Origin of the sequence: Rossellomorea vietnamensis NBRC 101237, assembly GCF_001591825.1 — a bacterium.
Classification (GTDB): domain Bacteria; phylum Bacillota; class Bacilli; order Bacillales; family Bacillaceae_B; genus Rossellomorea; species Rossellomorea vietnamensis.
The window spans coordinates 73,434-86,638 of the sequence record NZ_BCVQ01000002.1; the positions used below are offsets into that span (position 1 = coordinate 73,434).

Consider the following 13,205-nt stretch of genomic DNA (forward strand, 5'->3'; position numbering starts at 1 on the left):
TTACTAGTGTAATAGAATTGTTACAAAAGATACTCTTTCGAAATATTGAAAGGGTATTTTTTATTGTTAGGAGGGAGAGAGAAAGATGAAAAGAATAATCGCTTCATTCGTAACCGTGATGATGGTTGCGGGATTACTCACACCATTTTCCGCTTCGGCGAAATCATTTTCAGACGTTCCGACTACGCACACGTTCTTTGATGAAATTACGTATTTGTCAGACCAGGAAATCATCAATGGGTTTAATGAAGGAACATTTGCTCCAAGTAAACCGGTAACAAGGGCTGCAGCTGCAGCGATGATTGGAAGGGCCATTGGATTAGATGGCGAGCAACGGGCCACTACATTCGAGGATGTGGGTCAATCCAACTTTGCTTCTGGCTATATCCAATCGGCTGTGGAAGCGAAGGTCATTTCCGGGTATACGGACGGTACATATAAGCCCGGTAAAGTCGTCACGCGCGGAGAGATGGCAATCTTCCTTGCGAGAGCCTTCGATTTAACCGTCAAAGCGGAGACCTCATTTCGTGACGTATCTCCAAGCATGGCCGCTTCGGATTCTATCCTGAAAATCCTGGCAGAAGGCATAACAGGCGGATACACAGATGGTACATACAGGCCAAATCAGGATGTGACACGGGACCAATTCTCAGCATTCTTAGCAAGAGCACTGGATGACCGTTTTAAGCAAGATAAACCTAATACCCATGACCCTTTTTCAGCTCATTTTATTGATGTCGGTCAAGGGGACTCCACACTATTGACGCTTACTAACGGGAAAACAATATTAATCGATGGGGGTCGTCAATCAGCCGGTGAAAAGGTGGTGTCTTACCTTAAACAAGCTGGGGTAGACTCCATTGATTTAGTGGTAGCGACACATCCTGACGCTGATCATATAGGTGGTTTATTAGATGTATTAAAAGATATACCAGTGAAGAAAGTACTGGATAGCGGTAAAGCTCATACATCTCATACCTATTTAGACTATCTGAATCTGGTGGATCAAAAGAACATTCCTTTTGAAGTGGCAAAAACAGGTCAATCCATTGATTTGGATTCGAATGTACAGATAAAGGTGCTTCATGCAGATGAAAACGCAAGCGATAATAATGATGCGTCCATTGTATTACGAGCAACAAATGGATGTTCCAGTGTCCTGTTGACAGCGGATGCTGGCCATGGGATCGAGGATGAAATGATCCGTAACGCCGATGTACAATCAACCGTACTCAGAACAGGCCATCACGGTAGTGACACCAGTACATCTAAATCATTTGTAGAGGCGGTCAACCCGTCAGCAGCCATTCTTTCATACGGCGAAAATTCATACGGACACCCTGATCCAAAAGTACTTCAGAGCTTAAAGGATGCCGGATCAGAGATATACTCAACCTATGAAATGGGAGATATCGTAGCGAATTTCAATGGTTGTGAGGTAACGGTCGATGATCGTTCTTATAATGGGGATGGAAATGGAGTTTCGGAACCTGCCCCTGCAAATGTAATGATTTCAAGTGTCGATGTTGATGCTGAAGTCGTGACCATTAAGAATAATGGAAAAGAGGATGTGGATATGACCGGTTGGAAGTTAGTAAGTGAAGAAGGCAATCAATCCTTTGACTTCCCGAACGGCTTTGTTTTGAAAGCGGGTCGTACAGTTCATGTAACGTCCGGTAAATATGCAGCCCATAATCCTCCCGTATATTTGAAGTGGACAGGAAGCTATATCTGGAATAATGAAGGAGACTCCTCCGTTATATACAATGCTAAGGGAGTGAAAGTAAGTGGCCACTAAATGGTATACGTTAGACCGTTTTGAAGGGGAAAAAGCCGTCCTTCTGCTAAGATCCAATGAACAGGAAGAAAAGGTAGTAGACAAAGAGAAAGTCATGCCTTCCAGAGAAGGGGACATATTAGAAGTTACCCTCTCTAAAGATGAAGAGATAGTTTCATTTAAAGTATTGGAAAAAGAAACGGAAGAAGCAAAGAAAAAGGCAAATGACCTTTTGAGGAATCTGCGAAATAAGTAAGGGATAAGCAGGAATGTGTTTGGAGATTTCGCAATAAATCCGTATTATAATGAAATCGATGTTGAAAACGCTTCAATATTGGTTTATATTTCCATACGCTTTATCGTTTCAATCGTTTTCATAGTATTATAGAATGATGACAATGACACATACTTGTATTTTATGGAAAAAGTAAAAGGAGGAGAAACAATGAAGAAATTAGTATCATCTTTTCTAGCCGTCCTAATGGTTGCGGGATTACTCACCCCATTTTCCGCTTTTGCGAAATCATTTTCAGACGTTCCGACGACTCACACGTTCTTTGAAGAAATTACGTACTTGTCAGACCAGGAAATCATTAATGGATTCAGTGACGGAACATTTGCTCCAAGTAAGCCGGTAACACGGGCTGCGGCTGCAGCGATGATCGGAAGAGCCATTGGATTGGATGGGGAACAACGGGCCACTAGATTCGAGGATGTGGGTCAATCCAACTTTGCTTCTGGCTATATCCAATCGGCTGTGGAAGCGAAAATCATTTCCGGGTATACGGATGGGACGTTTAAGCCGAGTAAAGTCGTCACGCGTGGAGAAATGGCGATCTTCCTTGCGCGAGCCTTCGATTTAACTGTCAAAGCGGAGACCTCATTTCATGACGTATCTCCAAGCATGGCCGCTTCGGATTCTATCCTGAAAATCCTGGCAGAAGGCATAACAGGTGGATACACGGATGGTACATACAGGCCAAATCAGGATGTGACACGGGATCAATTCTCGGCATTCTTAGCAAGAGCACTGGATGACCGTTTCAAGCAAGATCCGGTACCAATACCGGGGAATTTAACGATTACTAGTGTTAATTTAGATAAAGAAGTGGTAACAATCAAGAACAACGGATCGAACGATGTGAACATGACCGGATGGAAGCTGGTAAGTGTAGAAGGGAATCAAACGTATGACTTCCCGGCCAACTTTGTATTAAGATCGGGTACTACAGTACAAGTAACAACAGGAAATAACGCAGTTCATAACCCGCCTGCTTATTTGAAGTGGACCAACGCCTACATCTGGAACAACGAAGGAGACACGGCGGAACTATACGACGCGTCGGGTAAAATGATTCATAGACTACCATAATAGAAGAGGGACGGACCTTTAAAAGGTCCGTCCCTTTCTGTAGCTGAGACGCAGGAACCTGTCCCTCTGTCCCAAAGCTTTACTTATGCTTCAAACGCAGGGTATGAAGCGGAGAGCCCTTATCAAAGTAAGAAGCATACAGCTCCATTCCATCTAAGCGATAAAGCTGAGTCCAGTATCCATCCAGTTCACTGATTCCTTCCCAATCTGGAGTGCCGACGATTTTTTTGAAGGCAGGAGCAGTGACGGAGTCATCTTCGTTCATAAAATCAATCGTGACGATCTTCTTGGTCAGATCTGTATCACTTTCGGAATAATAGGTGCATTGGCCATATGTTCTTCCATAGCCGCCCCCTAGATAACCTTCGGAGTCCGGTTCTGTTCCGTAGTAATCCATCACATCCTGTGCCGTACTTCCATTAAGGGACATCGGGCAGCTTGTCATGATTTTATGGGATGCCAATTCCGTCACGTAGCCGTTGATCGGCTTTTGGTTCTCAGCTGTATTCGGAATATAAGTTACCGGTATGGTGATTGGGTCTCCTTTAAGGCCAGCCGTGATTTCCCCAACACCTAAACCTCGTGATGCGTAATATGAACCGTAATCAATTGACCTTAAAACACCGCCGGCATACTTAAAGCTTGGCTTATCGCCTTCAGTCGACGTAATGATTCTAATAGGCTGCAGGGGATTCGCATGAATCACCTCACCGTTCAAATGAGAAGTTAGTGTCAGGTTGTTATCTTTATCCACTGCCAGCTTAATTTCAACCGCCTTCACATCTTCCACTGGCTGTTTAAACGAATCCTCTACCCCTCTCGCAAGGAAGGCACTAAACTCGCCACGCGTAATTGTTTTATAAGGGTAAAAGTGATAATCCGAGAACCCTTTCGCAATTCCGTTGTCATACACGTTCTGTATCGCTTCAAACGAAGCCATCGTCGGAGCCGTATCCTGGAAGACAGCCTCTGTGTCAGTCGTCAAATCAAAGGCACGTGAGATGAAGATCGCCATCTCGCCCCTTGTGACTAATTGATTCGGACGGAAAGTCCCGTCATTGTATCCATTAATAATTCCTTCTTCAACGGCTGATGCGATATAACCCGAAGCAAAGCTCTGCTCAGGCACATCCTTAAATGATGAATCCCTCTTTGTGCCGTCCAATCCAAGTGCCCGTCCTATCATGGCACTTGCTGCAGCGCGTGTAACGCCCTCGGTAGGACGGAACGTATCGTCCTCGTAACCGAAGATGATCTCTTCCCCGTGAAGAAACATAATTTCTTCATAAAACGATGTGTACTCCTTCACGTCCTTGAATGTCGTTTCTTCTGCGAAGGCACCGGATGAGAAACCGGTCAGTGCGAGCAGTGTCGTAATGAATACCATTAAACTCTTTTTTGGTAGATTACCCATGAATTCCCTCCTAAACTTTGATAATACAAGTATAGTATGTTTTTAGAAATTAGTGGAATGATAACTCACAATAATGGCAATTTTTATATAATCAGGATGAATTACCTAATTGTATAAAAAATTGTTCATTTCATATAAATCAATCCTTAGTTCATTTGAGTAGTTACAATTTTTTTTGGATTATCCGAATATGCCTAAAAGAATAATTCAGGCTAAAGTCTTTAGAATTAGCCAGAAATCAATACAAAATATTAAAAATATAAAGAAAATTTAAAAATTGTGGTTTTTTCACTCTAAATAGGCTTGATGTACTATATATACCAAGGGTTAGAACGATGTCGAAATACCAATTATTATTACATTTAATAACAATTTTAGAAATATTTGGTTGATAATATAAGGATTTAGAACTATCATAAAAGGTGCATATAGTAATTAATATATGTAAAAATCAAAAGGAGGAGATCATGATGGCTGATAACACAAAAAAGTTAGATGTACAAGTAACTGAAAGTGGAGAAGTAGTTCCTTACGTAGATGGGAGTAGTACGAGTGGCTGTGCTGGTTGTTGCTCAACTACACAAGGTTGTGCGCCAGATATCATCTGGAAATATTGCTCTGAGTAATAGCTTTAATTAACAAAGTAGTAGGAGAATTGTACTGATTCTCCTCTACTTTATTTTATTTATTATTCTATTGAGATAGGAGAAAATAAAATGGAATTAAATGGACATAAATGGAAGCCTATACTAAATGGGATGAGCTATATACTAGATGAAGGTAATACTTTGACCATTTTTAATGGGGAAAAACATTACGACTTTAATGGTGCTTCAGTTGAAGATATAACAATGGTGGTGGGGGAAGTAAATGGGATCCATACAATTGAGGAAATAGCTGAAATTACCTCCTTACCAGAGAATTATATTTTTGAAATCTTAGAATTGTTGAATAGTAAAGGGATTATTAGGTTTGACAATCTTATAAACAATATTGAATTAAATGACGATGAAAATATTCAACTACAAAACTTATTGAGTGCTTTTTCACATAGTAAAGGAACATCCATTGAAATAATTAACTCGCTTATTAAAAAAAGAGTGAATTTATCAGGAAATAAAAAATTGACAAAATACCTAAAAGAAAGTTTATCCAAAAAATTCTTAATTGATGAAACTCCTTCTTCTGATACCAATTTAATCGTGGGAATAGAGTATGGTGAAAATGTGGACTTCTTCAAAGAAAAATCAACTCGAGCAAAAGGGTTAAACATCCCATTTTTAAAAATAGTTGTGACTAATTCTAATGTCACGATCGGCCCTCTATTTATACCTGGTGAGACTGCTTGTTATAGTTGCTATCTGACGAGATTATATACCAACATGTCGAATCCCAAGAAAGAATTATTATTGCGAGAAAGGTTTTATGAAAGTAGAGAAAATCTACAAGATTTGCAGATGGTATGGGGAGGGATATCTACCTCTGTTTCTTTAACTACAACCTTTATAACCAAATATTTTTCAAATAAATATCCTTGTGAAATTGTTAACCAAGAGTATTCATTTTCTTTCGAATCTATGGAAAGTACCTTTTCAACATTACTGAGAGTTCCAGGTTGCCCTGTTTGTGAGAAAAACAAAGTATATGCAACGTCAAAGAAGGATACAACGGAGGCATATGTATGAATTTAGAAAAGGTTAAACAAGAGATTGTTAACCCGAAAATTGGGTTGATTCAAGGGTTAAAAGAGGGACTGGATATTCACCTTCCTGTACCTATGCACCTTTACACAACTTATAGGAAATCCTTAATAGATGATAAATTCAATGAAGTTATTAAAGGAGATTTAGATGGGTTAGGTTATGACTTTGAATCAAGAGAAATTGCCCAAATCAAGGCAATAGGGGAATGCTTGGAAAGATACTGCGCCAGTTACTCTGATGAAAAAATGTTTATTAAAGGGAGTTATCATACATTAAAGGACGAGTATAAAGTGGTAGATCCTTGCTCGTTTACAAGACCTTTTCCTGAACAATATTTAGAAGTATATGGAGAACGGTATGAGATTACAAAGGATTCTGAAATGTATTGGGTGGAGAGTGTTGACGAGTTAACTGGGTTGAACACATTAGTTCCTGTGACAGCGGTTTATTTCAATTTAGGACCTAATCATTATAGTAATCATATAAGAGAAAGTATATCTACAGGGTTGGCTGCTGGAAATTCTAAAACAATGGCGAAAGAAGGGGCAATACTAGAGTGCATTGAGAGAGACGCAATTATGATTATGTGGTTGAACAAGATTTCTGCACCTGTAATTGACATTAGTAGTATTGAAGATGATTTCTTAAAAGACAAAGTAAAGTCATTAGAAGAAATAGGTTTTTCCACATACTTTTTAGATATTACCACTGATATTGAAGTACCTACTTATTTTGTTGTTATCAAGAATAATTATGAAAAAGTTCCATTCGTACAAGTTGGGGCAAAATCTCACTTTGATAGGTTCACTGCTTTAAGAGGTGCATTTTTAGAAGCAGCTGTAGGGATTAACCTTTTTACTCGTCCATTTAAAAGGGAGTTCGTTGATATTACAGATATAAAAAAAATCAACAGTATTCACGATCATATTTACTATTATGGTTTAGGTGGCGGGCAAGAAAAGTTGCAATTCTTATTCGATGGCCCGCAAAAGACCTTCACACCGGAAACAAAAGTTCATAATATTGAGGAGTTAAAAGCCATACTTAAAGAAAAAAACTTAAATTTATATACCGTGGATGTTACGACTGAAGATGTGGAGGAACAAGGAATTCATGTGGTGAGGGCTGTCATGCCAGAATTAGCGTTTTTGGAGACTTGGCTTCCAATGCTAAATTGTAAAAGACTTACTTCAGTACCCTTAAATCTGGGATATATATTACCAGAAAGCTTTAATAAAGATCCACATCCATTCCCATAAAGATTGTGAAAGGAGAGTTACCTATGAATACATCCCTAGAATTTGATTTGAATTCGAGAAAACAAAAAGTGTCCTTATTCAAGACTCCACCCAATAGTTATAAAAAAGAGATTCCGAATATTAAACATTATGCAATAAAGGAGATCCCATTAAGAGTAAATAGAAATCGTATGAATTCCAGTTTACAAGACCTTTTGTTGAACAGAAAGTCCTCAGTAGAGTTAGAAGTCCGTTCACGAATTAACTTTGAAGGTTTGTCGAATATTTTATTTTATTCCTATGGGTTTATTGATAATCATCGGAAGGTAGTTCCTTCAGGAGGAGGAATGCACTCTATAAGAGCATATATTTTTATATTTAATGTGGAAGAATTGGAACCTGGATTGTACTATTTCAATAGTTTTCACAATACCCTTGAATTATTGAAACTTGGTGATTTTAGAGGGAATATAGAACAAGCTTATTATCAGAAATCTTATATTACAGAATGTTCTTTCCTCATCGTACACGTTGGCAGTTTTGAAGAACAGTATAACAAATACGGGGATAAAGGTTATAAACTAATGCAAATGGATATGGGACACATTTCGCAAAATATTTACCTAACTTCCACTGCAAACGAAATTTCCTGCCGAGCATTGTTTGGTTACTATGAAGACGAAATGAACTGTTTGTTGGAAATTTCGAATAAGTATGAATCAGCACTTTTGACACACGCATTTGGAATTGAAAAAAAAGACTCGTTCGAAATGTTTGGTATAGATAAAAATTTAGTCTATAAGGATCGAGAATAAAAATATGCAGTCTAATATGGCTTTTTTGTTTTCATTGTATAAAAGACAAACTCCTACCATTCTTCTATTTACTCTTACGACTTCCATCATGTTGTTTACTACAATTGGTATACCTTTAGTAATCAAATATATTATTGATTCTGTGTCAGAAGGCAATTATCTTGAATTTTTCCAAGAGAGCATGGATATCATTATAATAGGTATTTTAGTATATATATCCTTAATTTATTTAAATATATTCTTGGAAAATTCACTTTCCGTTAAGAGTAATTTGTATTTAAGAAGAGAAGTTAATCAAGTGATAAGAAAATCTAAATATACTAGTTTAATTAGTCAAAAATCGAATATTATACAACTGATTACAAATGATATACCAGTTTGTCAGGGGATTTTTAATAGTGTTCTTTTAAATTTAATGTTAGAGATTATCATTTTTATTACTACATTTTTTATTCTACTATCACTAAATGTGAAGTTTACACTTATTTTAGTCTGTTTTCTTCCAGTCTATTTCTTTATTTATAGATATTATAATAGAAAAATCAAGAATAATAGTTCGATCAGTTTGGACCTTAGAGATGATCTGACTAGCGTAAGTCAAAGAATTCAGAATAACCTTATGGTCTATAAAACATCGAATAATGAAAATCCTCTTTATGGAGAATACTCCATGTCAGTTAATAACATATCTAAGAATCAGAAAAGCAGGGGAGGAATAGTAGCGGGATTAAGTGTTGTTACCACTTTGCTATTTTTATTAATTAGTCTTTTCATTTTATATTTTGGCCTATTAGACGTTGAGAATGGAAGACTATCCTATGGAGAATTTGTTGCATGTATATTGTATATTTTCCGCTTTTTTACACCTCTTAGAAGAATCTCAGATTATTTTGTGAAATTAAAGGTAAGTCTTCTATCAGTTGAACGAGTAAAAGCTTTTTTGAATAACGAGCTGGAAGTAAGTCAAGTAGGGCAACAAACAGTTTTCTCGGCAGAATCAAAACAAGACATTTCGTTAGATGACTCACGGGTATATATCGAAAATGCAGAAATTATTAAGGGCATCACAGGTAGTATAAGAAGAGGAAACATTAACATCTTGAAAGGTGAAAATGCTATAGGGAAAACGACGTTGGTATTGTCATTACTCAAACTATACCAATCAGAAAATATTTTCATGGACAATATTAATATTAACTCCCTTCCCAATAAAGACCTAAGAGAAAGTATAGGGGTAGTCTTCCAAACACCAGAATTTCTAAGTACTACAGTAAAAGAAGAATTGGATCATTATCGGAAGTATTTTGCGATAAAAGAGTCCTCTGAAAAACTGAAAGAAATAGTAGAAGAGGCAACAAGAACTTTATTAAAACAACTTCCACTAAACTCTGAAATTCAAGCCCTATCCGGAGGGAAGAAACAGTTGTTATCTATCGTTTGTCAACTCAATAAACTTCCCAATATATTAATCTTAGATGAAGCAATGGCTAATTTAGATAGTAATACGAAGAATAGGGTTATTAAAGTTTTAATTCAGTTACAAAGTTATATGAACATCATCGTCATTGAACATAATATCCAGGGATTAGAAGGAAATGTTTTGAATTTAAGCAGTGGAGTTAATAGTTCTAGAAAATTGGAGGTAGTAACATGAGTTATATTATAGATAATTATCCATCTTATAAAGGGCTACATTGTACTTCAACCATACTGCAGGAACTTAGTAATTTTTACGGGAATAACTTATCTGAAGCTATGTGTTTTGGATTGGGGAGTGGCCTTAGTTTTAGTTATTTTTCATATACTGACAGGTTTCCCAGGTTAATTCATACTAGAACGCCTATGTTAGAGAAAAACTTCTTAGATAATGTGGGATATAAGGATTTCAGATGGAATTATAGAGAAAACATTGATTTGAACCAAATGATAGAGAATATAAATAAGGATATACCTATTATTGCCATTACAGAAACCAGTCAGCTAGGTTTCCATTATGGTGATAAAGTTAACATTGCTTCACACACCATAAGTATCATAGGATATGATCTTTCTACACAAGAATTTTACATTAGTGATTATATCAATAATGGAGTGATTCCAATCAAGATGAAAAACTTTATAAGAGCAGCAGGTGTTGCGAAAATGCCTTTTACAGAAAAAAATATTTGGGCACCAATTACTCCATTTTCTGTGGATCTGCATGAATCGATCAACAGTGCCATTTTTTATAATTCTAAGCATATGTTGCAGGAGATTAATCCCAATTGTGGAATTAGTGGAATAAGGAAGTTATCTGAGGAAATTTTATATTGGCCAGGATTACCTGAATGGGAAGGTTGTTGTTTAGGAACATATCTCATCCTTGAAAAAGTGGGATCTGGTGGGGGAGGTTTCAGAAATTTATATTATAGATTTTTGAAAGAGGTTGAAGAAAGAATACCTGAATATAAATCGGTGAACGCTTCTGAAACAATGAATGAATTATACAATTTGTATAAACAAATAGCTAAAATATTTTTTAGATGTGGGCGTAGTAAAGACTCGAAATATTTGTTGGAAATAAAAGAACTTCTAGAAGAATTATATGAAGTTGAAAAGAATTTCTGGACAAAAATCAAGATGGTGTCGGGACAGTTACAACAACAATTAATCTGACAAAATTGAAAGGATTAAACATGAAAAAAATCTCTGATTTTTCGAAGCAACTCCTACAGTTTTTGGGCATCATAATATGCAGCATTTTGATTTTTGCAACCATTAAACCCTCATTCTTCACATGGTATAATTCTAGTTTAATTGCTTCAATTATGATATTTCTTTCTCTTTATCTTTTTTATCATTTGAGAAAGTATCTAAGAAAAAGTTTGGTTATCAAACCCTTTAAATCCGTTGATACATATGTATACATTCTTTTGAGTTTCCTTATTTTGTTTTTCACTACCATTTATCTATATGATATGCCTTTAAAATCTACCTTTGAATTACTAACGAGCACTTCAAGAAAGTATTTCCTGGCAACTCCTGGCCAAATCGCTCTATTTATCATAGGGACAGGAATACTGGCACCAATTTGGGAAGAGATGTTTTTTAAGGGGCTTTTATTAAGAAAGCTCATGGAAAAAACCAATTCCTTTATCGCTTTATTTGTGGTGATATTTATTTTTCCGGTAGTTCATATTAGTGGATTATACGACAATTTCACAAAAGACTTATTTATGATTTTTTTGGCAGGTACACTAACCTCATTGCTGTATTTGAAAACGAAGTCTGTATTTCCATCTATCATCCTCCATGTTATATGGAATTTGTTCTTTATCTTTTATTGGAATTATATCTAAGCTGGGAGAGTCAGACATGTTTATCATAGCATTCTTTAATATCTTTTTTGGAATTTTCGTCATCGTACTAACGTCCAAATTGTGGGAGAAGTTAGAATCGTGGTTCTATATTAAGCTTTCTGGAAAATTAAAGAAGCATACGTTATTTTTATTTTTAACACTGGTTATCTTTCTGATACTAAATTCTGTTATAGTAACGATTGAGTTCGTATTCCATTATAGTTTTATAAATACTATGTTTGTGGCAAGCTTTATTTTAATGACGATTAACTTTTTCTCCCCATTTTACTCCAGCCATATGCTAAATGAAGAAAGAGTGTTTATGAAATATGCTATCAAGATTTCTTCTGATAAACCTTTTACAATCTTTTCAATTACCATCACTCCTTTTTTTATTGCTTCTTTGGGTATATTCCTGGTCACGGCAATTTTAACCGTGAGGCTCTATTATTAGGGGTATCGAAATTACTTATCTGTGGACTTTATATCTTTTTGGAGGAACAAAAGCAGGACCTGAAGGAGGTATTACCCTACCCTTCAGGTCCTGCTTTTGTTAAACGGCTATTTTGAAACAAAATACCTTATTAGGTAACCGGCCCACAAATCATGTCCCTTCTCACTAGGAACATCCTTTGACTCCGCCAGATACTCCTGCAATGCCTCGTCATCGCTAGCTGGCCATGCAGACCAGTGATCCAGATAGGTCAGGCTGCTTTCTTCTGCGAACGCTTTAAGTTCATCGACCTGCTTGGGGTAGAATACCGCTCCGTATAAAGGTGTCCCCGGCTGGAGGATGAGGGTGACCTCTTTGTTCGCTTCCTGTAGATCCGAAAGGAAACTATTGATGCTGTAAGCCGTATCCTCTGCAGATACTCCGACCGTATTATCCTTTAATGTGAAAGGCTCCCAGAGGACGAGGTCCGGCTTATAGGAAACGACCTCTTCAGAAGTAGCGCTATACATAAACTCGGTGGAGGTTTCGTCTGTTTGGAATAGGTTTACGTCAATGTGATCTCCGTATGTTTGTGTAAGCTCCTGCTTAAGCAGATCACTCCAGCCACCTGCAGCAGCACCAAGGGCGGGTGAACCGACGATGGCTACCTTGTATGGCTCGTTAGACTTGACGGCCTCTAGAAACTGCTTACGTGCCTTCTCCGGCCAGTTGCCGGTCAGTTCTTCATAGGAAGGTTCGGAACCCTTTTCTGTTTCAGTTACTGGGGAAATGGTTTCGGTATCACTCACCTTCGTATCGACAGGGCCTTCAGCTGCCATTTTTGTCCGCTCCTGCCAGTAGATATTTCCGAGAATCAGAAAAGCGATGGTGAGGATTGCTAATAAAAATAGAGATGCGTTCTTCATCAATGTGAGCCTCCGTATATATACCCATCTAAGTAATTATTACCAGTTTTGGTATGGGGGTATTCACTGAATGGGATGTATAGTTTAATAGAGTAAAGCATATTTTTACAAGTATATTAAAATTATGACAATAACTCACAGAAAAAACAACAGGATATGATATAATGATAGATATTTTTGCCCTTAGGA

11 protein-coding genes are annotated in these 13,205 nt (G+C 37.1%); 9 read left to right on the forward strand and 2 right to left on the reverse strand.

Going from position 1 to position 13,205, the window contains the following annotated elements; genetic code table 11:
• Nucleotides 1-85 precede the first annotated feature (85 nt).
• The 3 genes from BVI01S_RS01520 (at nt 86) to BVI01S_RS01530 (ending at nt 3,149) form a co-directional block, all read left to right on the forward strand.
• Entirely contained in the window at nt 86-1,798 is a 1,713-nt protein-coding gene (locus BVI01S_RS01520) for an S-layer homology domain-containing protein (RefSeq protein ID WP_061808952.1), read from the forward strand.
• Nucleotides 1,788-2,033: a DUF3006 family protein gene (locus tag BVI01S_RS01525; RefSeq protein ID WP_061808953.1), complete on the forward strand. Its 246-nt coding sequence runs from the start codon at nt 1,788-1,790 to the stop codon at nt 2,031-2,033. Before BVI01S_RS01520 ends, BVI01S_RS01525 begins: the two co-directional genes overlap by 11 nt.
• Before the next feature lie 189 nt (nt 2,034-2,222).
• Nucleotides 2,223-3,149 (forward strand): S-layer homology domain-containing protein, encoded by a 927-nt coding sequence (locus tag BVI01S_RS01530; protein WP_061808954.1) that lies wholly within the window; start codon nt 2,223-2,225, stop codon nt 3,147-3,149.
• 79 nt (nt 3,150-3,228) lie between these two features.
• On the opposite strand, the gene BVI01S_RS01535 is transcribed toward BVI01S_RS01530, so the two are convergent.
• Nucleotides 3,229-4,563 carry an S-layer homology domain-containing protein gene (locus BVI01S_RS01535; protein WP_061808955.1) on the reverse strand — a complete coding sequence of 445 codons (1,335 nt, stop codon included), beginning with the start codon at nt 4,561-4,563 and terminating at the stop codon, nt 3,229-3,231.
• 716 nt (nt 4,564-5,279) lie between these two features.
• Here BVI01S_RS01535 and BVI01S_RS01540 point away from each other — a divergent pair.
• From BVI01S_RS01540 to BVI01S_RS23205, 6 genes are all read left to right on the forward strand, one after another.
• On the forward strand, nt 5,280-6,248 hold the full coding sequence (locus tag BVI01S_RS01540) for a TOMM precursor leader peptide-binding protein (RefSeq protein ID WP_061808956.1): 969 nt from the start codon (nt 5,280-5,282) through the stop codon (nt 6,246-6,248).
• The gene (locus BVI01S_RS01545) at nt 6,245-7,525 is read left to right on the forward strand and encodes a YcaO-like family protein (protein ID WP_061808957.1); all 1,281 of its coding nucleotides are present in this window, start codon (nt 6,245-6,247) and stop codon (nt 7,523-7,525) included. The genes BVI01S_RS01540 and BVI01S_RS01545 overlap by 4 nt, the downstream gene beginning before the upstream one ends.
• Nucleotides 7,526-7,548: 23 nt before the next feature.
• Nucleotides 7,549-8,319: a SagB/ThcOx family dehydrogenase gene (locus BVI01S_RS01550; RefSeq protein WP_061808958.1), complete on the forward strand. Its 771-nt coding sequence runs from the start codon at nt 7,549-7,551 to the stop codon at nt 8,317-8,319.
• 4 nt (nt 8,320-8,323) lie between these two features.
• Nucleotides 8,324-9,973, forward strand: coding sequence for an ATP-binding cassette domain-containing protein (locus BVI01S_RS01555; RefSeq protein ID WP_061808959.1), 1,650 nt, complete (start codon nt 8,324-8,326; stop codon nt 9,971-9,973).
• Complete coding sequence (locus tag BVI01S_RS21980) at nt 9,970-10,974, forward strand: BtrH N-terminal domain-containing protein (RefSeq protein ID WP_082804616.1); 1,005 nt, start codon at nt 9,970-9,972, stop codon at nt 10,972-10,974. Before BVI01S_RS01555 ends, BVI01S_RS21980 begins: the two co-directional genes overlap by 4 nt.
• Nucleotides 10,975-11,276: 302 nt before the next feature.
• Nucleotides 11,277-11,657, forward strand: a complete 381-nt coding sequence (locus BVI01S_RS23205; protein WP_369690869.1) for a CPBP family intramembrane glutamic endopeptidase — start codon at nt 11,277-11,279, stop codon at nt 11,655-11,657.
• Between the two features lie 561 nt (nt 11,658-12,218).
• Here the strand turns inward: BVI01S_RS23205 and BVI01S_RS01575 are convergent.
• Nucleotides 12,219-13,016, reverse strand: a complete 798-nt coding sequence (locus BVI01S_RS01575; RefSeq protein WP_061808962.1) for an SGNH/GDSL hydrolase family protein — start codon at nt 13,014-13,016, stop codon at nt 12,219-12,221.
• Nucleotides 13,017-13,205: the final 189 nt, after the last annotated feature.